General features: G+C 64.5%; 22 protein-coding genes. 8 read left to right on the forward strand and 14 right to left on the reverse strand.

Features of this window, described 5'->3' with window-relative positions; translation table 11 throughout:
- Positions 1–285 precede the first annotated feature (285 nt).
- Positions 286–1,458, reverse strand: coding sequence for a GGDEF domain-containing protein (locus QOL82_RS21870; protein WP_283444437.1), 1,173 nt, complete (start codon positions 1,456–1,458; stop codon positions 286–288).
- A 207-nt stretch (positions 1,459–1,665) separates the two neighbouring features.
- On the opposite strand from QOL82_RS21870, the gene QOL82_RS21875 reads away from it, so the two are divergent.
- Positions 1,666–2,181, forward strand: coding sequence for a septal ring lytic transglycosylase RlpA family protein (locus QOL82_RS21875; protein ID WP_283444438.1), 516 nt, complete (start codon positions 1,666–1,668; stop codon positions 2,179–2,181).
- A 146-nt stretch (positions 2,182–2,327) separates the two neighbouring features.
- Here QOL82_RS21875 and QOL82_RS21880 read toward each other — a convergent pair whose 3' ends face one another.
- Positions 2,328–2,972, reverse strand: a complete 645-nt coding sequence (locus tag QOL82_RS21880) for a hypothetical protein (RefSeq protein ID WP_283444439.1) — start codon at positions 2,970–2,972, stop codon at positions 2,328–2,330.
- Positions 2,973–3,121: 149 nt separating this feature from the next.
- Here QOL82_RS21880 and QOL82_RS21885 point away from each other — a divergent pair, with 149 nt between their 5' ends.
- From QOL82_RS21885 to QOL82_RS21895, 3 genes are all read left to right on the forward strand, one after another.
- Positions 3,122–3,538, forward strand: coding sequence for a carboxymuconolactone decarboxylase family protein (locus QOL82_RS21885; RefSeq protein ID WP_283444440.1), 417 nt, complete (start codon positions 3,122–3,124; stop codon positions 3,536–3,538).
- Between the two features lie 168 nt (positions 3,539–3,706).
- Positions 3,707–4,030 (forward strand): helix-turn-helix domain-containing protein, encoded by a 324-nt coding sequence (locus QOL82_RS21890; RefSeq protein WP_283444441.1) that lies wholly within the window; start codon positions 3,707–3,709, stop codon positions 4,028–4,030.
- Positions 4,027–5,250, forward strand: a complete 1,224-nt coding sequence (locus tag QOL82_RS21895; protein WP_283444442.1) for a type II toxin-antitoxin system HipA family toxin — start codon at positions 4,027–4,029, stop codon at positions 5,248–5,250. The genes QOL82_RS21890 and QOL82_RS21895 overlap by 4 nt, the downstream gene beginning before the upstream one ends.
- A gap of 207 nt (positions 5,251–5,457) precedes the next feature.
- Here the strand turns inward: QOL82_RS21895 and QOL82_RS21900 are convergent, their stop codons facing one another.
- Positions 5,458–6,954 carry a hypothetical protein gene (locus tag QOL82_RS21900; RefSeq protein ID WP_283444443.1) on the reverse strand — a complete coding sequence of 499 codons (1,497 nt, stop codon included), beginning with the start codon at positions 6,952–6,954 and terminating at the stop codon, positions 5,458–5,460.
- 869 nt (positions 6,955–7,823) lie between these two features.
- Here QOL82_RS21900 and QOL82_RS21905 point away from each other — a divergent pair.
- Positions 7,824–8,264: a hypothetical protein gene (locus QOL82_RS21905; protein ID WP_283444444.1), complete on the forward strand. Its 441-nt coding sequence runs from the start codon at positions 7,824–7,826 to the stop codon at positions 8,262–8,264.
- A 7-nt stretch (positions 8,265–8,271) separates the two neighbouring features.
- On the opposite strand, the gene QOL82_RS21910 is transcribed toward QOL82_RS21905, so the two are convergent.
- Together QOL82_RS21910 and QOL82_RS21915 are read right to left on the reverse strand one after the other, a co-directional pair.
- On the reverse strand, positions 8,272–8,565 hold the full coding sequence (locus tag QOL82_RS21910) for a hypothetical protein (RefSeq protein ID WP_283444445.1): 294 nt from the start codon (positions 8,563–8,565) through the stop codon (positions 8,272–8,274).
- A gap of 588 nt (positions 8,566–9,153) precedes the next feature.
- Positions 9,154–9,792 carry a class I SAM-dependent methyltransferase gene (locus QOL82_RS21915; protein ID WP_283444446.1) on the reverse strand — a complete coding sequence of 213 codons (639 nt, stop codon included), beginning with the start codon at positions 9,790–9,792 and terminating at the stop codon, positions 9,154–9,156.
- A 164-nt stretch (positions 9,793–9,956) separates the two neighbouring features.
- Here QOL82_RS21915 and QOL82_RS21920 point away from each other — a divergent pair, with 164 nt between their 5' ends.
- Positions 9,957–10,481 (forward strand): hypothetical protein, encoded by a 525-nt coding sequence (locus tag QOL82_RS21920; protein ID WP_283444447.1) that lies wholly within the window; start codon positions 9,957–9,959, stop codon positions 10,479–10,481.
- Between the two features lie 27 nt (positions 10,482–10,508).
- On the opposite strand, the gene QOL82_RS21925 is transcribed toward QOL82_RS21920, so the two are convergent.
- The 8 genes from QOL82_RS21925 to cyoA form a co-directional block, all read right to left on the reverse strand.
- A complete protein-coding gene (locus QOL82_RS21925) occupies positions 10,509–11,294 on the reverse strand; it encodes an enoyl-CoA hydratase/isomerase family protein (RefSeq protein ID WP_283444448.1) in 786 nt (261 codons plus the stop codon).
- A gap of 116 nt (positions 11,295–11,410) precedes the next feature.
- Positions 11,411–11,947: a response regulator transcription factor gene (locus tag QOL82_RS21930; RefSeq protein ID WP_283444449.1), complete on the reverse strand. Its 537-nt coding sequence runs from the start codon at positions 11,945–11,947 to the stop codon at positions 11,411–11,413.
- Positions 11,937–13,301, reverse strand: coding sequence for an ATP-binding protein (locus tag QOL82_RS21935; protein ID WP_283444450.1), 1,365 nt, complete (start codon positions 13,299–13,301; stop codon positions 11,937–11,939). The genes QOL82_RS21930 and QOL82_RS21935 overlap by 11 nt, the downstream gene beginning before the upstream one ends.
- Positions 13,282–14,079 (reverse strand): SURF1 family protein, encoded by a 798-nt coding sequence (locus QOL82_RS21940; RefSeq protein WP_283444451.1) that lies wholly within the window; start codon positions 14,077–14,079, stop codon positions 13,282–13,284. The genes QOL82_RS21935 and QOL82_RS21940 overlap by 20 nt, the downstream gene beginning before the upstream one ends.
- Positions 14,076–14,489 (reverse strand): cytochrome o ubiquinol oxidase subunit IV, encoded by a 414-nt coding sequence (gene cyoD, locus QOL82_RS21945; RefSeq protein ID WP_283444452.1) that lies wholly within the window; start codon positions 14,487–14,489, stop codon positions 14,076–14,078. The genes QOL82_RS21940 and cyoD overlap by 4 nt, the downstream gene beginning before the upstream one ends.
- Positions 14,486–15,121: a cytochrome o ubiquinol oxidase subunit III gene (gene cyoC / locus QOL82_RS21950; protein ID WP_283444453.1), complete on the reverse strand. Its 636-nt coding sequence runs from the start codon at positions 15,119–15,121 to the stop codon at positions 14,486–14,488. Before cyoC ends, cyoD begins: the two co-directional genes overlap by 4 nt.
- Positions 15,114–17,117 carry a cytochrome o ubiquinol oxidase subunit I gene (gene cyoB / locus QOL82_RS21955; protein WP_283444454.1) on the reverse strand — a complete coding sequence of 668 codons (2,004 nt, stop codon included), beginning with the start codon at positions 17,115–17,117 and terminating at the stop codon, positions 15,114–15,116. Before cyoB ends, cyoC begins: the two co-directional genes overlap by 8 nt.
- Positions 17,101–18,165, reverse strand: coding sequence for a ubiquinol oxidase subunit II (gene cyoA / locus QOL82_RS21960; protein WP_283444455.1), 1,065 nt, complete (start codon positions 18,163–18,165; stop codon positions 17,101–17,103). Before cyoA ends, cyoB begins: the two co-directional genes overlap by 17 nt.
- Positions 18,166–18,319: 154 nt before the next feature.
- Between cyoA and QOL82_RS21965 the strand changes: the two genes are divergently transcribed.
- Both QOL82_RS21965 and QOL82_RS21970 read left to right on the forward strand, forming a co-directional pair.
- Positions 18,320–19,672 carry an MFS transporter gene (locus tag QOL82_RS21965; RefSeq protein ID WP_283444456.1) on the forward strand — a complete coding sequence of 451 codons (1,353 nt, stop codon included), beginning with the start codon at positions 18,320–18,322 and terminating at the stop codon, positions 19,670–19,672.
- Between the two features lie 152 nt (positions 19,673–19,824).
- Entirely contained in the window at positions 19,825–21,153 is a 1,329-nt protein-coding gene (locus tag QOL82_RS21970) for a M20/M25/M40 family metallo-hydrolase (RefSeq protein ID WP_283444457.1), read from the forward strand.
- Between the two features lie 35 nt (positions 21,154–21,188).
- Here the strand turns inward: QOL82_RS21970 and QOL82_RS21975 are convergent, their stop codons facing one another.
- Positions 21,189–25,328: a chemotaxis protein CheB gene (locus QOL82_RS21975; RefSeq protein ID WP_283444458.1), complete on the reverse strand. Its 4,140-nt coding sequence runs from the start codon at positions 25,326–25,328 to the stop codon at positions 21,189–21,191.
- Positions 25,329–25,335: the final 7 nt, after the last annotated feature.

The raw sequence follows: 25,335 nt of genomic DNA on the forward strand, positions 1-25,335 counted from the left end.
GCCACGTCCTTCTCCTAAAATTCTGCCCTTACGGGCCTTGTTACGGCACCTTTCGGTGCTCTTCCTTCGACGATGGTGCAACGCAGCTTCAGGATTACTCCTTCGCGACAGACCGTTTCGTGCTTACCCTATGCTTGTCTGCTTCTGCCGCTTTCAGAGCTTGGAACTTAGAAAGCATTCCAAGGTGAGTCTCAGGCCGGGGTAGTTGACCTTGTCGCCGTCGCTATGCCAGTGGAAAGCCTATGCTGCCACAGCCGGCCGGGCCGGGCAATGTGCGCCATGCCGCTATGTCGCCGACATGTGCAGCGCCTCGGCGTCCAGCGTGCATCCGCGGCCGAGCGCCTTGGCGCTGTACAGCGCGACGTCGGCGCGCCGCAGCATCGCGTCCAGCGTGTCGTCGCTCGCCGAGCTGACGGCAATGCCGGCGCTGTAATTGAGCGGATAGCCGATTTCGCGCGGCGCCGCTTCGGCCAGGTAGGCCCGTATGCGCCGGTCGAATGCCTGCGTGGACAGCAGGTCGGCCCGGTTCATCAGCACGCAGAATTCCTCGCCGCCATAGCGGCACACCAGGTCGCCGGACCGGCACGCGCTCTGCAGTGCCCTGGCGAAGAACTGCAGCGCATGGTCGCCCGCCTCGTGCCCGCGGCTGTCGTTGACCTCCTTGAAATGATCGATGTCGATCAGCAGCACCCCGAGCCGGTGGCCGTAGCGCGCGGCGTTGGCCAGTTCGACGCCGGCATGGGCCAGCCATGCGCGGCGATTCAGCACGCCGGTCATGCCGTCCAGCGTCGCCAGCCGCTCGAGCGCGCGGGCCGCCTCGTCGCGGTGGGCCAGCAGGATGCCGATCAGGGACAGCACCGCGGTCGCATTGGCGACCAGCGCAAACAGCAGGTTGATCGGATGCGGCGCCATGAACGAGGGAAAGGCCATTGTATCGAAGGCGGCAAGCGCGCCGCGCCAGGCGGTGACGACGACCTGCGCCGCCAGCGCCAGCACCAGCAGCCAGCGCCATCCGCCGACCGGCACCAGCGGCTTGCGCGCCAGCGTGACGGCCACCATCGTCATCTGCAGCGCCAGCAGGCCATTGGCCCAGCTGACGCGGAATGCATAGCTGGAAAAACCCAGCGCATAGCCGACGGTGAGCACGACGGCGACCACCGCCGGCATCCGCGCCGACGGGCTGCGGCCGCACCACAGGTTGAACGCGGTGGCATTGAGCGCCAGCCCGCCGGCGATGCCTGCCATGGACAAGGTCGAAAGCAGCCGGTCGGTCCACGAACCGCCCGCCACCATGCTGGAAACAAGCAGCAGCACCCAGCCCAGCGCCTGCATGCAGACGCCGACCTGCGCGCGCCGGGCAGCCGCATTGACCTGTCCCATGACGGCGGGCAGCGCAACGGCCATCGTGCACATGCTCACGGTGAGCGCCAAGATCAGGGAGGCAATGTCATTGGGCATGGGGGCGTTTTCTTGGGTAGGACGCTCTGGATCGACGACGTTCCCGGTCGTCGGCAGCGATTGTACCAAGTTGCCACGTGGAAAAGCCGGTTAGTCACAAACTTAGCGCTACCAACTTGCTCGCTGGCACGCTCCTGAACTTCCGCGGCCGGAATCGATCGAATTTCAATGATGGCAATTACCTATCGATCATTGAGCGTTATTTGCATGGCGGCCTGTCTCGCGGCGACGGCGCAAGCGGCCACGCCGCATCATTCCGCATCCCATGCGCCGGAGGCCAGGAAGAAGTCGGCTGCGAAGCCTGCCAAGGCGGCTGCGAAACCTGCCAAGCCGGCCGCGAAGGCTGCCAGGAAGACAGCGCTCGACCATAGCGGGAAGGCGGTCAGGGGCAAGGCGTCGTATTACGCCGGGAAATTCAAGGGAAGGAAGATGGCGGACGGCACGCGAATGGACCCGTCGGCCAACGTCGCCGCCAGCAAGACGCTGCCGCTGGGAACGAAAGCCCGGGTGACCAACCTGGACAGCGGCAAGAGCGCCGTCGTCGAGATACGCGACCGTGGTCCGTACGTCGCGAACCGCATCGTCGACGTTACGCCGAAAGTCGCGGAAAAACTCGACATGAAGGAGGATGGCGTGGCGCCGGTGGTCGTCAGGCCGATTACGGTCCCGCAGCCGGACGGCAGCGTGAAGGCCGGCGCCGGGGCGACCGGGCAGGGCGACTGATCACGGCACGGGCCGCGCAGTGCCTGCCGGTACGGCCGCGTCCGCTCGAAGACCGGATTCCGGCGCCTACCGCACGCAGGGCGCGGCGACGGTCGCTGCTCCCCGGCAAGCCTGTTTGACAGCATGCCGGGGCGTGCCGGCTGAATCTAGCGCCGCCGCTGTGCCATCTGCCCGAGCGCTACTGCCAGCGCCGCGCCGCCCAATGCCTTGAACAGCTGCGGATTCTGCGCATAGTAGCGGCTCATCTGGTCGATGATGCCGGGATTCTGCTGTTCGGCCTGTGCGGCAAGCTCCTGCACTTCCTCCGGCGTCATGCGCTCCGCGTCCTGCGGCGACACCTGGGGCGGTTGCTGCGCCTCCGCGCCGGCGCCCGCTGCGCCGCCGCCAAGCAGGCTGCCCAGCAAGCCGCCGAGACCGCCAAGACCGCCCGCACCCGCGCCGCCCAGGCCGCCCGCACCGCCGAGACCGCCCAGGCCTCCCAAGCCGCCCATGCCGCCGGCGCGTCCGCCGAGGATGGAACCGATAACGGCCGGTCCCAGCGCGCCGATCAGCTGGTTCAGCATGCCGGCGCGCTGGCCGGAGTCAGCCTGCCCGAACATCTGGCCGACCATGTTGCCGAACGGCGGCGTCTGATCGGAGCGAAATGCGTGGCTCAGGCCCTGCTCCAGCTCTTCCGGTGCGGCATGCTGCGCAACATGGTCGAAATCCTGTTCGACCTGCGGCTGGTTTGCCTGGGTAGAGGGATCGCTGTACTGCTCCAGTATCCTTCCGAAATCGGTACCGATAGACATGGCATGTTCCTGATTGTTTGTTGTCGAATGAATCAGAGGCCGGCGCCCGGTGATGGTTCCGGCTGCGGCGGCTGGCGGATAGCGCAGGCGCAAGGGTTGGCCGCATAAGCTTCTGTTAACATTGCGGCACGAAAAACCATGGAGCAACCATGAATTTACCTGAAGAATTCAATACGCCCGAATTTGCCAAGGGTCTTGCCAAGCGGATCGAAGTGCTCGGCGAAGCGCACGTGCAAAAGTCGCTGGATAACGTCGACGCGTTCAACAAGCCGATCCAGAAGTTCGTGACGGAAGCGGCATGGGGCGGCGTATGGGGCCGCGATGGACTCGATGCGAAGTCGCGCAGCATGATTACCGTTGCGATGCTCACCGCGCTTGGCCGGCAGCATGAGCTGGCGGTCCACGTGCGCGGCGCGATCAATAACGGCGTCAGCGCGCGGGAGCTGCAGGAAATCCTGCTGCAGTCGGCGATCTATGCCGGCGCGCCCGCCGCGCTTGAAGCCTTTCGCACCGCCGGCACCGTGTTGAAGGACGCTGGCGTCGAGATCGAGATCGAGGGCGAGTAGCGGGAGAGCGGTTTTCACAGGACGGCGGTCGTGGAAGCCGAGGCGAAGGTAATAGCTAACGGATTAAAAATAACCCATTAAATCTCTATTTTCTGCTTAATAGCTTAAATTTAATCCACATAGCTGTTTTAATGCTAGGCTTGGCGCTTTCCATGGCCTGGACTTGTAATGCTGGATTTCGGATTTGCCGCGGAACATGAAATACGCGCCGAACTCGGCCGTCGGCTGCAGGCGCAAAGGCTGGCGCTTGGCCTGTCGCAGTCCGAACTCGCGCAGCGCGCCGGCATCAGCGCCAGCACGGTCAAGCTGATCGAAGCGCATGGCCGCTGCACGCTGGAAAACTTCGTCCGCGCCGTGATGGCGCTGGGCCTGGCTGACCAGCTGCAGCCGCTATTTGTGCTGCAGATCCGTTCGATCGAGCAGATGGAGCAGGCCGAAAAGCCCGGCCGCCGCCGCGCGCCCCGCGCCACGACGCCGAAACCCCCGGCATGAAAAAAATCACGGTCCTCTTTTGCGGCTGGGGCGAAAAGTGGCCGCTCGGAACGCTGGCCGATAATGGCCGCGCCTTGCTTTTCGAATATTCGGCTGCCGCACTGGCGAGGAACATTGAATTCTCGCCGCGGCACCTGAAGCTGCGTGCGCAGGCCTACGGGGATTTCCCGGCTTACCAGTTCCGCCTGCCGGGCCTGATCGCCGACGCCTTGCCCGACGGCTGGGGCCTGCGCCTGATGGACCAGGTGCTGGCCAGGCTCGGCTATCTGCCGCACCAGATATCGCCGCTGGACCGGCTGGCCTTTCTCGGCGAACGCGCGATGGGCGCGCTGGCCTTCGAGCCTGCCACCGACGTTGCGCTGCCGGCGGACGATGTTGCATTGCTGACGCTCGCCCGCGAAGTCAGGGCGGATGTCGAAGACCAGGATGTCGCCGCGCTGACGCAGCTGGCGGTCATCGGCGGCTCGCCGCAGGGCGCGCGGCCCAAGGCGCTGGTGCAATACGATCCTGGCAGCGGCCGCATCAGCACATTGCCATCGGCCGCGGGCACGCCATGGCTGGTCAAATTCCCGGCCCGGGGAGAGCACAAGGAAGTTTGTGCGATCGAAGCGCTGTATGCCCGGCTGGCGCGCGACTGCGGCCTGGACATGCCGCGCACCGCCTGCTTCGACCTCGGCCGCGGCCTGGCTGCGTTCGCCATCGAACGCTTCGACCGGCAGGACGGCATGCGGGTGCCGGTGCATACGCTGGCCGGTGTGCTGCATGCGGACTTTCGTATTCCTTCAGCCAGTTACCAGACGCTGCTGCGCAATACCCGCGCGATGACGCACAGCGAACGCGAAGTGGAAAAGGCTTATGAACGATGCGTGTTCAATGTCATCTTCCATAACCGCGACGACCATGTGAAGAATTTTTCCTACCGGATGGACGATCGTTTTTCGTGGAGGCTGGCCCCGTGCTACGACCTCACCTTCAGCGACGGCCCGGGAGGCGAGCACCAGATGGATATCGAGGGCGAAGGCAGGTACCCGGGAAGGTCGCACCTTTTGCGGCTGGCCAGCAGCAACAGCCTGGACCCTGGCCGCGCCGAAGCCGCCATTGCGCGAATGAGCGCCGTGGCAGCCGGCATTGTAAAGATGGCACGGGACTACCCGATACGTCCCGCCACGCGCAAGCGAATTGCGGAAGCGGTCGGCCGGAATTGCCTGCGCATGGCATGAACCAGGGACGATAGCCGGCTCAGGCCATGCGCATCACTCTGGGGATAAAGGACAAATTGGGGAAATTGAAGAATGGACGTCCCGGCGGCGCGCCAGCCTGCAAAGGGCTGCGCACGCAGAAGGCCGCATCACGGTCGATGCGGCCCGGAACGCCCGGGGAGCGCATCCGGCCGGAGCGCCCTCCTTTCAACTCAGCGGCTCAGCGGCTCAGCGCGTGGAGCGAAGATGACGGTTGTGGCGCTTCTTGCCGCCGCCCTCGCCCTGCCCTTGCCCCTGGCCCTGGCCTTGTCCCGGACCCTTGGGGCCACGCGGCACATGCGGACGCGGCTCTGCGTTGATCGAGTTCGGATTGTGGAGCCATGAGTTGAGCTGCTCCCGCACGCGGGGAATGCCGCCGGCAATGCGGATATAACGGTTGCGCAGCAGGCGGCGCAGCAGTTCATCGACAGGCTGGGCAACATCCTCGCGCAGGCCGATGATGCGCTGGCACTGGCGGAACACGTCGGCGCTGCGCACCGCATCCGGCGCAACCACGGTCAGGCGCAGCTGCGGGTACAGCAGCTGCAGGTCGTCGAGTTCACGCATATTGGAACCCACCAAGCCGATTGTCGGCTTGAAGTCGCTGTTGGCCGATGGCGGCAGCTTCGGGTCGAACAGGGGCTGCACTTCCGCCGGATGGCCGCCGTCGTCGTCGACACCATCCACCAATGGGGCGCGTTCCGGGGTGTCGATGACCGTGTTGAACGACTGCGGCTGGGGAGCGCGTTCATGGCGCGGCTGGTTTTGCCGTTCCTGTCGCTCCTGCCGTTCCTGACGCTCCTGCCGGGGCGCGCCGCCGCTGTTCTGTGCGGGCGCGAATTGCGCCAGCGCCTTCTGGATCATGGCGCCGAATTGCTGGTCGCCGCCCTTAGTGGCCAGGACCTTGACCAGCGCAAGCGCCATCTCTTCGCACACCATGGCGACAAACGGGCGCGACGCTTCCAGGAAACTGGCGGGCGGTTGCACCTGCGGCGCCACCGGAGTCGGCTGGACCTGGGCTTGCACCTGGGGCTGCGGTTGGGGTTGGGGTTGGGGTTGGGGCTGGCCCTGGGGCTGCGCCCGGTTCTCGTTCATCCGCTCCTTGTGGCGCTCGCGTGCCTGCTGCGCGGGGCTAGCGGCATCCTGACGGCGCTGCGAAGGTTGTTCCGGCTGCGCACTTTCGGCGACAGGCTGAACGGCGGGAGCGGTGGGAGCGGCGCTAGCCGGCGCGGCGTCTGGCTCTGCGACCGCTTCGGCGGCCGGGGCTGGCGCGGCTTCCGCCTCGACCGCGGCGACCGGCTCAGCCGGAGGCGTGGCGCGGGGCGCGCTTTCGACTGCGGGCCGGCGCTCGGTCGCTGCCTCGGCCGGGGCCGCAGGGGCCGGGGCTTCCGGCGCTGGCGTGCTTTCGGCGAGGCCCTGCTCGTGGCTCATGCCCTGAAAGATGGTGCTGAGGCGGTCGCGTATGCCCTGGAATCCCTGGGCGATCGAAATCAGCTTGCGATGACGGTCTTCCGGCAAAGCCTCCTGCGCCAGGAAAACGTCCTTGGCGCGGATTTCTTCAAGCCGTGGCGAAGACAGGAGGACGGCGCCTTTTTGACCAAAAAGATGGTTGGCGACGCTCGCCCATTCTTCTTCTGTCCATTTAATGACTTTTGGTGCAGCGGATTTTTCGATTTTATCAGGCATGGCTTAATTTAACGGGTGGTTCAAACGCGGGTGACATTGCAGCACCGCACTCTTTAATTCGCTTACGGATGGCCGCCTCGTTGCGGCAGTCCATCGAGCAGGTCGATAACCTGGAAATAATGGCTAACAGCCCGCTGCCAGGGTGAACCGGACTGGTTCAGCGCATGCACGCCTGGCCATAGCCAGACGCATCGACGCGTCGGTATCTGGCATGGACGTCCGGCGCAGCGCCAGCCACGTCTATTGCCAAACACTTTATTCGCTGCCGGCCTGTCAGTAACATCAAGTCCGACATTGTCCGGTATTTCCTATTCCGGGTCTTTGTCTTTAAATTACTTATCGCAGCGGAACCCGGAGTGTACCGGAAGCCGCGCGCCTCTGCGTACCGAATTGACGATCTGATCGTTAATATCAATTCGGCATGGTAATGGTCGCAATACTACCCCCACAATGACCGTTCGTTAATCCCTCCCGGGCGGGTTTTACAACAAAAAAACAACAGGCTTTCACCTGCCTTCCGGAGACGAGATTCAGGGCCTGAAACGCGTTCCCTCTGGAAGACGATTAAACCGCCTTTTATTAGTAAAAAAGCGGCATTGCCATCTTGACTATTCGAAATAAGCTGTTCTTCCAATCGGAAAAACTGCTGCTATAGTTCTGCGACGGGCGCGTACCGGATTTCCATGACGAATCGGTTTGCAACCGTCCTTGCTTTTCGCACCACGTAGTTGATCCCTGTTAAAGCTGCAAATAAATTTTAGTGCCACCCTAAAAGTTTCCGCTAGGAAACCGTAAACGGGTCAGGCGTGCAACGATGTTTCCCCGCTGGGCATGTTATTGCGACTACTTGAATTTAAAGAAGGAAGACCATGGATGCGACTCAGACCGCAGCACAACAGGTATTGACAATCTGGTATCAGAATGAAGCGCTTCGTGTTGTGGTCGACAGGGAGGTCCGTTTTGCCGTCGAGGACATTCAGCGTATTGCCCGGGCCGACGACCTGCACCAGCGCATGGCGCACGATCCGCGCTGGTCCCGCAAGACCGCCCAGGAGAACGGCGTCATGATCGAAACCGTCGGCTGGTCGCAGGCGCTGAACCTGATCGACATGGGCGACCTGGCTTCACATGACATACAGCGCTTCGGCGAATGGTTTCTCACCGACGTGATCGAACATCTGTGCGATGAAATTACCCTCACAGGCACCGAGCGCATCGACACGTCCAGCTTGCAGGAAAGCAGCTTCTTCCGTAAAGCGCTGGCGGAAATGGACAATACAGGCGCCAAACTGGTGCAGCGCCTGCACTGACCACACCTCAGATGTCCTTGGGCTTGCCCTGGACATCGCTCAAGCGATACTTCTGCCTGCGATCGCCCATCAGGTCGCGCAATTCGCGGATGGGCAGGTTCGACACTTCATGCATCCGGATCAGAATGGACGCGCCGACGGGCAGCCGGCGGTGCCGTATCTTGCTGATTACCGGCGGAGCCACCTCCAGCGCACGGGCCAGTGCCGCGTCATTTTTCAGAACCAGCCGGTCCAACAGGGCATCCAGGAGCTTGTCCGGGTTGTACTCGGTCTGGGAGGTGAGCGGATGCTGTTCGTCCATGATTTTTTCCAAACTCGTCATTTAGTTGCAGTACGTTAATAATATACCAATAAGAAACAAAGAACTTGGTATAAAGCAAACAATGACACATTTTGGGGATAATTTTCCGCAATGTCCCATTTCCGGGAATCAGACAGCATCTAACAATGTTTGTTCCAAGCAAGATGTTACCTTGCCGCATAAAATTCATCAAAGATCGGAAATTTCGATCGATTGCCACAGGTAATGGCTGTTTCTCCTGTCTCTATCCTCCTATTCCAGGCAATGAATCCATGCGCCGGGGCATGAGCGGGCATCTTCCGCCTGCCATGCGCTGAAATCGCCGCCGCTCGCGATGTGCGATCGCAGCATAAAACTTGCGCTTGTCGGAGAATGCCTACGTCAGGTATGGAGTTTCGGGAATGGTGCGTCGCGGCATAACGACGTAAGGTAAACCCATCAAACCGAACCGGAGCACACCATGACTGACTACAACATCGACAATGATTTCGACGAACAATGGCAGATGCCGCCCGCGCAGACCGAAGAACTGCCGGTTGGCTTGATAGAAGACCAGATCTGAATCGAGCCTGACCCGCCGGGGCGCAGTCAGCACATCCGCTGGCTGCCCGGCAACTTGAATGTCTGCACCGCCCAGGCGCTGCCACAGGCGTCGCGGACCTTCCTCTCGTCCACCAGCCGATAACGCTGCGCCAGCAATTCCCAAACCGGTTCGTGCATGCCTTCGGGCATGGCGACGATCAGCACCGAGCAGGCATGCATGTTTCTGTCGATGCACTTGTCGAGCACCATTGCCGGATCGGCAAAGCAATGCAGCGAGTCATTGAAGATCACGCAGTCGAACTGGCTTGCGACCGATTCGGCGCCATAGTCGCGCCGTCCGATCCGGGCTTCCGGGAAGCGCGCCGCGGCGAGGCGCACCGCGTCGCCGCAGATGTCGATCCCGGTATAGCAGGAGGCTGGCATGCCTGCATGCTCGGTCAGGTAGTGATATAGCCTGCCATCGCCGCAGCCGATGTCCAGCACCGAGCCGTCGCCTGCATGCCGCTGGAGCAATTCGCAGATCGCCAGGTAATGCGCGGCATGATCCGCATCGTCGAAATTGTCGTCCGCCCCAAACCCGGGTGGCGAATGCGCTGGTCCCTGCGCAACCTGGCAGTCGCTCAACGTGCCGCCGCTGCCGGTCGACTCCCTGCGCAGGCCGCTCTGGCCTGCAATCGAGGTCATGCTCATTTTGCTGGTCGCGCTCCGCGAATTTGCATCCAGCGTTGACTATCTCCGGGTCCGATTAGTTCTCGGCCACGGCGCTGCCTCCACTGTCTTTTGCTGATGCTAGAATCTGCCCCGAGCGCTTACCCGCAGATTCCTTCCCTGAAAGAGCGACTTTCCGCATGCGCCTTCCGCCTTGCCCCAAGCTTGCCCCGCTATTGTTGTACCTGGCCGCGGCATTCTGCAGCGCCGCGGCGCCGGAAGGTTTTCGCGGCATGAAATGGGGCGACCCGGTCGCGCGCCTGCCAAACGCAACCGCAGTCAGCAACCCGTCGGGCTGCTATGCCAACCGCCGTGAAGAACTTCGCCTGGCCCGCGCCCAGCTGTTCGGGGTGCTGTATTGTTTTGAAAATGACAAGCTGGTCCGGGTCGAACTGCGTTCGGCCACCGGCGAGGACAATCTGAAAGCCTTTCGCGATGCGGTCGACGGCATTTTCGGCGAACCGCCGCCGCAGCCCCCGGGGGCAAGGCCGAACGTCGTGGTGTACACCGCCGCCGGCGCGCCGGTCGCCGTCACCCTGATACGGGAAGTGCTTGGCGTACACAAATACCTGCTCATCCTTGAATATCGTGGCACCGCCGAAGCCGACAAGGCGGATGCGGTCCGGGAAAACCGTGACGAGGCCAAAAAGGATTTCGGATTCTGAGCCGCCCGCCTGCGCCGCCCTGCTTCATCACTTTGCGCTGAAATGCGCAGCCCGCTTGGAAAAGAATGCATTCAGCGCTTCGGCGAAGTCCGCGGTGCCGGCGCTGGCGCGGAAGTTGTCCCGCTCCAGGTCCAGCTGCGTTTCCAGCGAATTGTCCAGCGATTGCCGCAGCAGGCGCTTCATCCTTCCGATCGCAAGCGTTGGCCCGCCGGCCAGGCGCCGCGCCAGCGCATCGGTTTCCTCCTGCAGCGCGATCGCCGGCACCACGCGATTCACCAGCCCCAGCCGCAATGCCTCGGCGGCGTCGAAACTGTCGCCGAGCAGCGCAATTGCCATCGCGTTGCGCAGCCCGACCAGCCGCGGCAGATGCCAGGAGCCGGACACGTCGCTGCTGGCGGCGACATTGACATAGGCGAGGTTGAAACGGGTGGTATCGGCGGCGATTGCCAGGTCGCAGGCCATCGACAGGCTCATGCTGCCGCCGGCGACGCTGCCGTGCAGGCTGGCGATGACTGGCGCGTCCATCGACGTCAGCAGCAGCACCGCACGGTGCAGCGGCCCGATCAGGGCCATCGCGGTTGCGGCCGGGTCGTTGCGCAACGCGGCCAGGTCGCCGCCGACGCCGAAGGCCTTGCCCTCGCCTTTCAGCACGACCGCGCGCACGCTGGGGTCGGCGGCCAATTCCTCGCAGCAGGCTAAAAAGGCGTTCGCGGTCGGCATGTCGAGCGCGTTGAGCGCGGACGGACGGTTCAGCACCAGCCAGGCGATGCCGCCTTCGCGCTGCAGCAGGACCGGTGCGGTCGATGGATTCATGTCGTGCTCCTCGTTGGATTGGCGGGCTTTCTATGCGCCCGCATCGACACATGGTGTCATAAAATCCACGACGCGTAGTGCGCAATGCGCATGCCGTCCCGCCCTGCCCGCAGCCCCTACTTGATCCGCTGCTTCTCCAGCTTGCGCGCCAGCGTGCGCCGGTGCATGCCCAGCCGGCGCGCCGTCTCCGAGATATTGAAGTCGGTCTGGACCAGCACTTCGTGTATGCGCTCCCATTCCAGCGTCTTGATCGAGGTCGCCCGGTTCGTCAGTTCGACCGGCTCGATGCCGGCGACATGGCCGAACGCCGCTTCGATGTCGTCGGTGTTGGCCGGCTTGGCAAGGTATTGCACCGCGCCCAGCTTGATCGCTTCCACCGCGGTGTTGATGCTGGCATACCCGGTCAGGACCACGATCAGCATCTCGGGGTCATGCTTGTGCAGCATCTGCACGCAGGTCAGGCCCGAGGTATTGCCGTTGAGCTTCAGGTCGACCACCGCGTAGGCGGGATTGTGCTGCCGCAGCACCGCGGTGGCCTCGTCCAGGCTGCTTGCCAGCAGCACCCGGTAGCCGCGGCGCTCGAAGGATTTCGACAGGGTCCGGGCAAAGGCCGCGTCGTCCTCGATGATGAGCAGCAGTCGTTCAGCCTGCATCTTCGTCTCCTTCCACCAGCGTGAGCGCCGCCAGGGGCAGCGTGAGCCGCACCCTCGTGCCGCCCTCTTCGCGATTGCTGGCGCTGACCGTGCCGCCCAGCGTGCGGGACACATTCACCACGAGGAACAGGCCGAGCCCATGCCCAGGCTTGTCCTTGGTCGAATGATAGGGCTTGCCGAAATTCGCCAGCATGTCGGGGGAGAAGCCGGGGCCGGCATCGGTCACGGTCAGCACCAGCGTGTCGTCGTCGCGCCCGGCTTCCAGCGCAACCCAGTCGGGCGACGCTTCCAGCGCATTGTCGAGGACATTGAATATCATCTGCTTCAGGGTCGAGTCGAACACCACGGGAAGGTCCTGCAGCAGCCGGTTCCGGTATTCGAATTCATGCACGGGCCGGCTCGCGCGCCACTCCCCGGCAAGCTGGTCCAGGAAGGTGCGGATCGTGGTGCGCACCGACGATTCGCCGCGCGCCTCGCCGGACGACAGCAGGATGCCGCTGACGATGGCCTTGCAGCGCTGCAGCTGGGTTTCCATCTCGGTGATCTCGTCGGTCAGCTCAGGGTTCTTGCGAAATTCCGGCATGCGCCGCCAGTCGCCGAGGATCACCGACAGCGTGGCCAGCGGCGTGCCAAGCTCATGCGCGGCGCCGGACGCCAGCAGGCCCATGCGGACGATATGTTCCTCTTCCGCGGCGCGCTGGCGCAGGTCGGCCAGCAGCGCGTCGGCAGTGCGCAGGTTGGCATTGATGCGGGTGATGAACACCACCAGCAGCGACGCATTGAGGATGAAGCAGATGATCATGCCCTGCACGTACAGGCTGAAGTAACCGATGTCATTGCCGGGAGGAAGGGTCAGCGGCCTGGACCATATCGACAGTCCCGCCAGGCAGGCGCTGGTCAGCGCGACCATGGTCCAGGTCGACCAGACTTCCAGAAGCAGCGCGCTCAGGATTACCTGCAGCAGGTAGAGAAAGGCGAACGGGTTGGATGCGCCGCCGCTGAAATAGAGCAGCGCGGTAAGGCTGGCGATATCGACCAGCAAGGCCAGCACCAGTTCGCGGTTGCTGACCGGGCTGCCTTCCTGCCATCGCAGCTGGCTGCCGAGGTTGAATGCGACCAGGCAGGCCAGCACCATCAGCATCTGCGCGGTGGGCAGGGGAATGCGCAGGCCGACGTTGACAAAGGCGATCGTGCTGATCTGGCCGACCACGGCGAACCAGCGCAGCTGGATCAGCTGGACCATGTTGATCCGGCTGGCCGCATGCTCGACGCTGGCGGCGCGGCGGGTCACCGTGTCCGGCCGTTCGCCGCCGCTGCCGCCGCCATGACTGTTGCTAGCCGTCCTTACCGCCATCTCCGCCTTCCTGGCCGGTGCGGCCGGCGCGGAAGCGCCGGCGTTCGTCGCGCACGACCCAGTAGCATGCGCCGGCCATCATCAGCGCCAGCCCATACCAGGTGAGAGCATAAACCAGGTGGCTGTTGTGGAAGGAGATTACGGTCAAGCCGCCGACCGGCGCAACGCCGCCCGGCTTCGCCAGCCGCGACGCGCTGCCGGCATCGGCGTCGATGAAATAGGGCGCGACCGTTGACAACCCGCCCGCCGCCGCGATGGCCGCGACATCGCGCGAATACCAGCGCCCGGCCGCCGGGTCGTTCCGGCGCAGGAAACCCCCTCCCGGCTCGGACATGCGCAGCAGGCCGGTGACGTCGAACACGCCAGCAGGCTGCGGCGGCAGCGCGCCGCGCGCGGCACCGGCGGGAATGAAGCCGAGGTTGATCAGGATGACGGCGCCGTCGGCCGCGCGCAGCGGCGCCAGCAGCCAGAAACCGCTGCCCAGTTCAGTGACGGCCTGCACTTTCACGGCCTGGCCGGTCAGCAGCGTGCCGCTGGCCTTCACCCTGCGGTATTCGTCGGACGCGGCGCTGACACGCGGCCAGTCCTGCGGTCCGGGCGCGGCGACGGGCGCCGCATGCACCCGTTGTTCCACGCGCTCGATCAGGGCCAGTTTCCACTGAAGCCTGTAAAGCTGCCAGGTACCCAGCGCCACGAAGCCGGCGCAGGCAATCAATGACAGCGCCAGCAGCGTCAGCCGCAGCAGCGTCGAACGCTGGCGCGGCATGCCGTCTGTCATGGCATCTGGTGCATCTGGTGACTGCCGTCGGGCGCCATGCCGGGCATCATGTTGGTGTTGAGGTGGTACATGACCCAGATCGAGCCGGCCAGCGTGATGATGACCAGCACCAGCGTGAACACCAGCGCCAGCATCGACCATCCGCCTTCGACCCGCGTGTTCATGTGCAGGAAGTAGACCATGTGCACCACCATCTGCACCGCGGCGAAAGCCAGGATCACGAAGGCGGTGGTGCTGGACTTGTCGAAGGTCTTGTTCATCACCAGGAAGAACGGGATGGCCGTCAGGATCACCGACAGCACGAAGCCGATCGCATAGGTTTTCAGGCTGCCGTGCCCCGCATGCTCGTCGTGGCCGTGGGCATGGTGATCGTCATGCTGGTGCTCGTGGCTGTGCGTGCTTGCGCTCATGGCAGGACTCCCATCAGGTAGACAAAGGTGAAGACGCCGATCCAGATCACGTCCAGGAAGTGCCAGAACATCGACAGGCACATCAGGCGGCGGCCGTTCTCGACGTTCAGTCCGTGGCGGCCGACCTGGAACATCAGCGTGACCAGCCAGATGATGCCGAAGGTCACGTGCAGGCCGTGGGTGCCCACCAGCGTGAAGAAGGCGGTCAGGAAAGCGCTGCGCTGCGGACCGGCGCCCTGGTGGATCAGGTGCGAGAACTCGTACAGCTCGAGGCTGAGGAAGCCAAGGCCCAGCAAGCCGGTGACGCCCAGCCAGATCAGGGTGCTGCGCACCCGCTTCTTCTGCGACTCCAGCATCGCGAAGCCGTAGGTGATGGACGACAGCAGCAGCAGCGCGGTGTTGACCGCCACCAGCGGCAGGTCGAACAGCTCTGCGCCGGTCGGGCCGCCGGCATAGCTGCGGCCCAGCACCGCGTAGACCGCGAACAGGCAGGCGAAGATCAGGCAGTCGCTCATCAGGTACAGCCAGAAGCCGAGCAGTGTGCCGTTTTCCGGATGATGCTCGGTCACATAGAACTGCACGTCCTCAGGAGCGGCGCTCTGGGCGCCGGGATGCAATATGGTCTCAGACATGGCTTTCCAGCAGACGTGTGCGCGCGGCCTCGGTGCGGACAACCTCGTCCGCAGGAATGTAGAAGTCGCGCTTGTAGTTGAAGGTATGGATGATGATGGCAGCCATCATCGCGATGAAGGCCAGTCCCGCCACCAGCCACATCTGCCAGATCAGCGCGAAGCCCACCAGGCCCGACAGCATGGCGATGATGAAGCCTGCCGCGGTGTTCTTCGGCATGTGGATGGGCAGGAAGCCCTGCAGCGGACGGCTGTAGTTACGCTTCTTCATGTCGGCCCAGCTGTCGTTGTCATAGATCTTCGGCGTGAACGCGAAGTTGTAGTCCGGCGGCGGCGACGAGGTCGACCATTCCAGCGTGCGGCCGTTCCACGGGTCGCCGGTCAGGTCGCGCAGCGAATCGCGGCGCAGGTAGCTGACAACGAACTGGACCAGCATGCAGGCGATGCCGAGCGCGACCAGCACTGCGCCGACCAGCGCGATCTGGAACCAGATCTGCAGCGACGGGTCCTCGAAGTGGCTCATCCGGCGGGTCACGCCCATCAGGCCCAGCACATACAGCGGCATGAAGGCGGCGTAGAAGCCCACGACCCAGAACCAGAACGACAGCGTGCCCCAGAACTTGTCGAGCTTGTAGCCGAAGGCTTTCGGGAACCAGTAGTTAATGCCGGCAAACAGGCCGAACAGCACGCCGCCGATGATCACGTTATGGAAGTGCGCGATCAGGAACAGGCTGTTATGCAGCACGAAGTCGGCAGGCGGGACCGCGAGCAGCACGCCCGTCATGCCGCCGATGACGAAGGTAATCATGAACGCGATGGTCCACATCATCGGCAGCTCGAAGCGGATGCGGCCGCGGTACATGGTGAAGAGCCAGTTGAAGATCTTCGCGCCGGTCGGGATCGAGATGATCATCGTCGTGATGCCGAAGAAGGAGTTGACGCTGGCGCCAGAACCCATGGTGAAGAAGTGATGCAGCCACACCAGGTAGGAAAGGATGGTGATGACCACGGTCGCGTACACCATCGAGGTATAGCCGAACAGCCGCTTGCTGGAGAAGGTCGAGACCACTTCCGAGAAGATGCCGAAGACGGGCAGCACCAGGATGTAGACCTCGGGATGGCCCCAGATCCAGATCAGGTTCACGTACATCATCGAGTTGCCGCCGAGGTCGTTCGTGAAGAAGTTGGTGCTGGCCATGCGGTCCAGCCCCAGCATCGCCAGCACCGCGGTCAGCACCGGGAAGGCGGCGACGATCAGCACGTTGGTGCACAGCGAGGTCCAGGTGAAAACCGGCATCTTCATCAGCGTCATGCCGGGCGCGCGCATCTTGATGATGGTGGCGATCAGGTTGACGCCGGACAGCAGCGTGCCGACGCCGGCGATCTGCAGCGACCAGATGTAATAGTCGACGCCCACGTCCGGGCTGGCGAGTATGCCCGACAGCGGCGGATAGGCCAGCCAGCCGGTCTTGGCGAATTCGCCGACAAACAGCGAGACCATAGTCAGGCCGGCGCCGGCCGCCGTCATCCAGAAGCTGAAGTTGTTCAGGAAGGGAAACGCGACGTCGCGCGCGCCGATCTGCAGCGGCACGATGTAGTTCATGAAACCGGTCACCAGCGGCATCGCGACGAAGAAGATCATGATCACGCCGTGGGCGGTGAAGATCTGGTCATAGTGATGCGGCGGCAGGAAGCCGGCCTGGTCGCCGAAGGCGACCGCCTGGTGCAGGCGCATCATCAGCGCGTCGGCAAAGCCGCGCATCAGCATCACCAGCCCCAGGATGATGTACATGATGCCGATTTTCTTATGGTCGATGCTGGTGATCCAGTCGCGCCACAGCGGGACCCACAGGCGGTAGCGGGTCATCAGCGCGAGCATGGCCAGGCCGCCCAGCGCCACCGCGGCAAACGTCGCGATCAGGATGGGTTCGTGCAGCGGAATCGCGTCCCAGCTCAGCCTGCCGAATAGCAGCTTCATCAGGTCAGTGTGCTCTGTCATGGTGACTCTTCATGGGGTTTGGGGATTGGGACGGCGGCGCGTCCGAGCTTGGCACCGTCGATTGCGCGTTGCCGGTGATGCCGCTAGCCGGCGCCTCGACGCCCGGGTGCGCGCCCTCGCGCTTGACGATGCTCTTGCCGGAACGTGCATTGTCTGCGGCCATCATCTGGTTCATGCAGACGGCGGCCGTGTCGACGCAGCGGTTGACGATGGCCTGGTACAGCGCCGGCGTAACCTTGCCGTAGCGCTTGACCGGGTCGGCCACCGTCGGTTTTTCCAGCGCCATGTAGCCGGCACGGGTCAGCTCGCCGCCGCCGGCGCGGGTCTTGGCGACCCAGGCCTGGAAGTCGGCGTCGCTGACGCCGTGGTACTTGAAGCGCATCTGCGAAAAGCCGGCGCCGCTGTAATTGGCGGAGAAGCCTTCGTAGACGCCGGTCTTGTTCATCACCGCGTGCAGCGTGGTGTCCATGCCCGGCATCGCGTAGATCTGGCCGGCCAGCGCAGGGATATAGAACGAATTCATCACGGTCGATGCGGTGATCTTGAAGCGCACCGGCACGTCGATCGGCGTCACCAGTTCATTGATTGTCGCGACGCCCTGCTCCGGATAGATGAACAGCCATTTCCAGTCGAGCGCCACGACCTGCACTTCCAGCGGCTTGACATCGGCGCGGAGCGGGCGGGTTTCATCGATGCGCTGCAGCGGCCGGTACGGGTCGAGCAGGTGGGTGCTGATCCAGGTCAGGAGGCCCAGCGCAATGATGATCAGCAGCGGCGCGCCCCAGATCACCAGCTCGAGCTGGGTGGAATGGTCCCAGTCCGGCTCATACTTCGCCGCCTTGTTGTTCTGGCGATAACGCCAGGCGAACAGCACGGTCAATGCGATCACGGGAATGATGATCAGCAGCATCAGCAGCGTGGAGGTCACGACCAGCTGGCCCTGCTGCCGGGCGATGTCGCCGGAGGCGTTCATCACCACCATGTTGCATCCGGAGAGCAGCGCAAGCGGCATCAGGACGAGCGCGCGACGGGTGATTGAGGAAGTCATTCGATAGCTTACGGAGGATGGCTGACATGCTACTGTAGCGAGCATTCGGCCTCTTGCCGATTGGACGTTTTGTCCCACCCCCCTTGCCCGAAGCATGGTCACAGGCTAGTCTCGGAGCATTGGCCGCACCTGGCACTTCCGAAAGACCGACATCATGGCAAAACCGGCAACCTACGAAGGGCGTCCCCAAGGCGCCCCGAACAGCCTTTCCTCAGCTGGCGACGATGCCCGCAATATCAATGCACGCGACGGCCATATTGCGCCGGGTGAGATCGCGATCGGCGTTGTGATCGGCCGCGCATCGGAATATTTCGACTTTTTCGTCTATGCCATCGCCTCGGTGCTGGTCTTCCCGTCGGTGTTCTTCCCGTTCGCCGACCAGCTGCAGGGAACGCTGTATTCGTTCGCGGTATTCTCGCTTGCCTTCATCGCGCGCCCGATCGGCACCGTGATTTTTATGGCGATCCAGCGCCGCTACAGCCGCGAGGCCAAGCTGACGCTGGCGCTGTTCTTGCTCGGCCTGTCGACCGCCGGCATTGCCTTCCTGCCCACATACGCCCGCCTCGGGACCGTCGCGCTGCTGCTGCTGGCGCTGCTGCGCATCGGCCAGGGCATCGCGCTCGGCGGCTCGTGGGACGGGTTGCCATCGCTGCTGGCGCTGAACGCGCCCGAGAAGCGCCGCGGCTGGTATGCGATGCTGGGCCAGCTCGGCGCACCGGTGGGCTTCATCATCGCCGGCTCGCTGTTCGCCTTCCTGCTGTCGGCGCTGGGCGACAAGGACTTCCTCGAATGGGGCTGGCGCTATCCGTTCTATGTCGCCTTTGCCATCAACGTCGTCGCGCTGTTTGCCCGGCTCCGCCTGGTGTCGACGCCCGAGTATGCGCGCCTGCTGGACGAACGCGAGCTGCAGCCGACCGGCGTGTTCGAGATGGTCGGCTCGCAGGGCCGTAACCTGGTCATCGGCGCGCTGGCCGCGCTGGCCAGCTACGCGCTGTTCCACCTGGTGACGGTATTCCCCCTGTCGTGGATCACGCTGTATTCGCTGCGCTCGGTCAGCGACTTCCTAGTGATACAGATCATCGGCGCGGGCATTGCGCTGGTCGGTGTGGTCGTGTCCGGCTTGATCGCGGATCGCTTCGGCCGCCGCAACACGCTGGGCGCGCTGGCCGTGCTGATCGCGATCTTCAGCGCCTTCGTGCCCAGCCTGATGAATGGCGGCGAATCCGGCCAGAACCTGTTCGTGCTGATCGGCTTCGGCCTGCTGGGCCTGTCCTACGGCCAGGCGGCCGGCGCCGTGACGGCCAACTTCCCGGCGCGCTTCCGCTACACCGGCGCGGCGCTGACCTCGGACCTGGCCTGGCTGGTCGGCGCCGGTTTCGCGCCGCTGGTGGCGCTGGGGCTGTCGGCGCACTTCGGGTTGGCGTATGTGAGCCTTTATCTGTTGTCGGGTGCGGTTGGCTCGCTGGCGGCGCTGAGTTTGAACCGGGCGTTGGAGATCCGCGACTAGGCTGGCCTCGTTCAAGGGGGTGCTTCCAGCTGGTCCGGCTGGACGCGCACCGCGGCCGCGTTGGGCAGCCGTCCGGAACCACATCGGGCCGCCACCCCACGAACAACAACGCCCTAAGGTAATATCTGGCGATTCCAACTCGGGTCTCCAGCATGAAATCATCGGCAGCACGTCTCCCCGCCTCCGCAGCGCTTCTTTTCGTTTCCACGCTGGCTTCCGCCCAGCAGGTCAATATCCCCTCCTCCACCGAATCGCTGTACGCGACGCTGGGCGCAGCGCCGTCCGTGCGGGCCGCGCTCGACTTCCTGAAGGCCGACGACGCTGCGACGCTGGCGGACCAGAAGGCGATCGTCGTCATCCCGTCGCCGACCTCGAAGGAGCAGCAGCGTGCCCAGTACTACCTGGGCCGGCTCAAGGAGGCGGGGCTGGACGACGTCCGGCTGGACAGCGCGTCGAATGCCTGCGGCGTGCTGCGCGGCAGCGGCGGCGGGCCCAAGCTGATGCTGTCGGCCCATCTCGATACGGTCTTCCCGGAAGGGACGGACCTGACCATCAAGGAAAAGGACGGCAAGCTGTATGCGCCCGGCATCGCCGACGATGCGCGCGGCCTGGCGGCCATGCTGTCGGTGGTGCGCGGGCTCAAGGCCGCGAAGATACGCACGGTCGGCGATGTGTGGTTCTGCGGCACGGTCGGCGAGGAAGGGCTCGGCGACCTGAAGGGCATCAAGCAGTTCTTCAAGGATCACAAGGATATCGACGGCTACATCGCGCTGGAGTCGCCGACGGTCGCCAACGAAGAAATTTCGTACCAGGCCGCCGGCAGCAACCGCTACCGCATCAGCTACAAGGGGCCGGGCGGCCATAGCTACCAGGCGTTCGGCCTGCCGAGCGCGATCCACGCACTGGGCCGCGCCATCGCCGGCATCAGCGACCTCGAAACGCCGAAGACGCCCAAGACCACGTTCACCGTCGGCACCATCGCCGGCGGCACGTCGGTCAACTCGATCGCGGCGGATGCGACCATGGACCTCGACATGCGCTCGAATGACAACAACGAACTGCTGAAGCTCGAAGGCAAGGCGCTGCAGATCGCCCGCGACGCGGTCGTCGCGGAAAACCGGCGCTGGGGCAGCGACAAGCTGCGGGTCGAGATCACCCAGGTCGGCGCGCGTCCGGCCGGCTCGCCGTCGCCGGACTCGACGGTCGTGCATGCGCTGTGGCTGGCGGTCAAGGCGACCGGCGGCACGCCCAAGCTGGCCGGCGCACGCAGCACCGAGGCCAACCTGCCGATCAGCCTGGGCATCCCGGCCGCGGTGGTCGGCGCCGGCGGGTTTTCGCAAGGCATCCATTCGCAGGACGAATGGTTCGACCCGACCAATGCCTACCTGGGCGCGAGCAAGGCCCTGATGGCCATCGTCGGCCTCGCCGGCCTGGACGGCGTCAGCAAGCCGCTGCTGGAAAAACGCCCGCCGCGCCAGTAAGGCTGGCGCCGCACCGGCGATGCGCTAGCCCGGCATCAGGCGCATAGCCGCCGGGCCAGCGCGACGAACTGGTCGAAGTCCACCGGCTTGCGGACGTGGCTGTCGAAGCCGGCGGCCAGCGCGATATCGACATCCGCGGGCCGGGCATAGCCGCTCAACGCAATGGCCGACGCGACGCCGGTTGCCGGCAGCTTGCGCAGTTCGGCCAGCAGCGCATGGCCATCCATGCCCGGCATGCCGATTTCGGACACGATCAGGCTGAACGGTTCGCCGGCCTGCCGCGCCAGGGTGATCGCATCCGGCCCGCTGCCTGCCGTCGCCACGACCGCGCCCTCCATGACGAGCAGCCTGGCCAGCGGCTCGAGCATGTCAACGCCGTCATCGACCAGCAGGATGCGCTTGCCGGCCAGGCTGCTGCCGGCGGCCGACGCGGCCGGCGCCCCGGCATTGCGCGCGGCCGACACCGGCAGCCATACCTGGAACGTCGTTCCCTGTCCCGGGCCCGCCGAACGGACGTCGATCCGTCCGCCATGGCTGGTCACCAGTTCCCTGACCAGCGCGAGACCGATGCCCATGCCGCCGTACTGGCGGCTGGCGTCGGCGTCCGCCTCGGCCTGCCGGAACATGTCGAACACATGGGGCAGGAATTCGGGCGAGATGCCCTTGCCGGTGTCGGCCACTTCCAGGCACGCGACATCGTGTTCCCGGCGCAGCCTGACATGCACGCTGCCGCCGGCCGGGGTGAACTTCAGCGCATTGTTCAGCAGGTTCCAGGCGATCTGCTCGATCCGGACGATGTCGGCATCGATGAACAGGTCGTCCGGCGCCGGCTCCAGCACCAGGCCGACGTTCTTCTGGCCCGCATCCGGCATCATCATGTCGACCACATGGGCGACCGCGTCGCTGAAATTGATGCGCGCGCGCGCCAGGGCCAGCTTGCCGGTGTGCAGGCGCGACAGGTCCACCAGGTCGTCGATGATCCTGGCCTGGCCTTCCACCGTGCGCTTGATGGTGGACGCACCGCGCAGGATGGCCGGCAGCGCGGCCGCCTCGGGCATCCGGGCCATCATTTCCGCGGTGAGCTGGATCAGGTTGAGCGGCTGCTTGAGCTCGTGCGCCAGCACCGCGAAGAATTCATCCCGCGCCCGCGCCGCCTGCTCGGTCCGGATCCGTTCCTGCCTTTCCCATACCAGGCTGGCGTCGCGCTGGTCCTGCGTGCGCTTGGAGGCGGTCAGGTCGCGCGCGATCTTCACGTAGCCGCGCAATTCGCCATCGGACAGCGGGAAGGTGATGCCGCTGCAGAACACCCGCGTGCCATCCTTGCGCACATGCCAGCGGTCGTCCTCCAGCCGGCCATCCTTCAGCGCCGTCTGCAGCTCGTTCTGCAAGACCTGGCCCGCGTTGTCTTCCGGCGTGTACAGCACGGACGCCGAGCGGCCGCTGATTTCCTGCTCGGTGTAGCCGAACAGCTTTTGCGCGCCGCTGTTCCAGCTGGTCACGTTGCCGTCCATGTCCATCGTGGTGATCGAATAGTCCCGGGTGCATGCGGCGATCAGCCGCATCTGCTGCTCGCTGCGGTACAGCCTTTCCTCGACCGCCTTGCGCCACGATATGTCGATGAAGGTCAGCACCACGCCATCGATATGATGCTCGGCCGTGCGGTAGGGCAGCAGCCGCGCGATATACCATTGCCCCTCGGTGCCGCGCACCTCGCGCTCGACCGGCTGCAGCTTCTCGAACACCTGCTCGATGTGCTGGCGCAGCCGCGGGTAGTCGAGCCGGTTGGTAATGTCGAGCAGCGGCCGGTCGATGTCGGTCGGGATCAGGTTGAACAGACCGGCCGCCGGCTTGGTATAGCGCTTGATGCGCATGCCGCGGTCGATGAAGATGGTGGCGATCTCGGTGGCGGCGACGAAGTTTTCCAGGTCGTCATTGGCCTTCGACGTTTCCTCGACCTTCATCTTCAGCTCGGCATTGACGGTATTGAGTTCCTCGTTGATCGACTGCAGTTCTTCCTTGCTGGTCTCCATCTCCTCGGTGGCGGAGCGCAGTTCCTCGTTCATCGCCTGCAGCTCTTCGTTCGACGCCTTCGCGTCCTCCAGCGCGGCTTCATACTGCTCGATGACCGATTGCAGCTCTTCCTTGGTCTGGCCAAGTTCCCTTTCCAGGTGCGCCATCGCGGTATTTTCCGCCGGCGTCTCGGGCACGCTCACCTCGGCCGCATCGGTCGACTCCTCGAACAGCACCAGCGTCGTGTCCTTGGGGACGCTGCTGTCCTTGCCCGGCCGCACCACCATGCGCACCGGCACCGCCTTGTCGCCCTGCTGCATCCTGGTCCATGCGGAGGCGATCTGGTCATGCGTCTGCCTGGCCTGGAACAGCGCGGCGCTCAGCTCCAGCCGCAGTTCCGGGCGCACCAGCGCCAGGATATTCCTCGACAGTTCGCCATGCGGGTAATGCAGGAAGCGTCCGGCCTGGCTGGTCACATAGATGATCTCGCCATTGCCGTCGATCAGAATGCTGGGCGGCATGAAGTCCTCGACGAACCGGCGATGCAGTTCTTCCGCGCTCGTCTTCCTGCGCTCGGTGCGGTTGCGCCCCGTCTTGACCGGCGTCGCCGCCGTCGTCGTCGCCGGCTGCGGCACCTGAGGGTAACCCGCGACCCTGGCCGGCGTGGCACGGTAGATCCGGTGCTTCTTGTCGACCGCGGTGAACAGGCTGCCGGCGATCTCCGCGGTCTCGGCGCTTCCCAGAAACAGGTAGCCACCGGGCTGCAGCGCGTAATGCAGGACCTCGAGCACCTTCTTCTGGACGTCCCGTTCCAGGTAGATCAAAAGGTTGCGGCATGCCACAAGGTGCAACCGCGAGAACGGCGGATCGCGCAGGATGTTATGCATCGAGAACAGCACGCTCTGGCGTATCTTGTCGTTGATCCGGTACTGCTGGCCGTCCCTGGTGAAATACTGGCGCAGCCGCGCCGGCGCGATGTCGGCGGCGATCGACTCCGGGTAGAGGCCGTGGCGCGCGAACCCGATCGCCCGCTCGTCGATGTCGGACGCGAACACCTGCAGCGGGCGCGTCTTCGCCGCCAGCGCGTTCTGGTCGGCCAGCAGCATCGCGATCGAATACGCTTCCTCGCCGGTCGCGCAGGCGACCGACCAGCAGCGGATCTGCTCGCCCGGCGCGGCATTCTCGAAGATCGCCGGGATGATGTCGCGCTCCAGCGCTTCGAAGGCGGCGCGGTCGCGGAAGAAATTGGTCACGCTGATCAGCATGTCCTGCAGCAGAGCGCCGGTCTCCTCCGGATGCTGCTCGATGAAGCCCTGGTAGGCGACGACATCCGGCAGGCCGTTGATCTGCAGCCGCCGCTCGATGCGCCGCAGCACGGTGGCGCGCTTGTAATAGCGGAAGTCGTGACCGGTGGATTGCCGCAGCAGCTTCATGATTTCCTGCAGCGCGGTCTCGGCTTCTTCCTTGCTCCCGGCGCCATCGCCCGCTTCCGCCCGGCGCGCCGGCGGCGTTGCTTCGGGCAGCCTGATCTGCCCGGCATTGCGCGCCAGCGCGACCAGCCGCTGCGGCATCTCGGCCGCCGGCAGGACGATATCGATCATCCCGGTGTCGATCGCGCTGCGCGGCATGCTGTCGTACTCGGCGTCGTCGAGCGACTGCGCGATCGCGATGCCGCCTTTCTCCTTGATCCGCGCGATGCCCACCGCGCCGTCCGTGCCCGCGCCCGACAGGATGATGCCGATCGCCCGCTCCCGATGCACCTCGGCCAGCGCCCGCAGGAACAGGTCGATTTCGCCGTGATAGCTCTTGGGCCGGGCCGCCGGCGCCAGCTGCAGGTGACCGTCGTTCATCAGCAGGTCGTTTTTCGGCGGGATGATATAGACGTGGTTGGGTTCGATCGGCACCGTCTCGGTGACCTGCAGCACCGGCATCCGGGTCTTGCGCTGCAGGATTCCCGCCAGCTGGCTTTCATGCTCGGGAGACAGATGCACGACGATGACGAAGGCCATGCCGTTGTCGGCGGGCATGGCCTCGATGAAGCGCGAAATCGCGACCAGCCCGCCGGCGGACGCGCCGATGCCGACCACGAAAAATGGCAGCTTGCTGGGCGTGTAGCCTGGCGCGGCCGGCGGGAACGCCAGGATCTTCTGTTCGTTGTCGTCCATGGGGATC

Source organism: Noviherbaspirillum suwonense, assembly GCF_900182955.1.
In the GTDB taxonomy this organism is placed as follows: Bacteria; Pseudomonadota; Gammaproteobacteria; order Burkholderiales; family Burkholderiaceae_D; genus Noviherbaspirillum_A; species Noviherbaspirillum_A suwonense.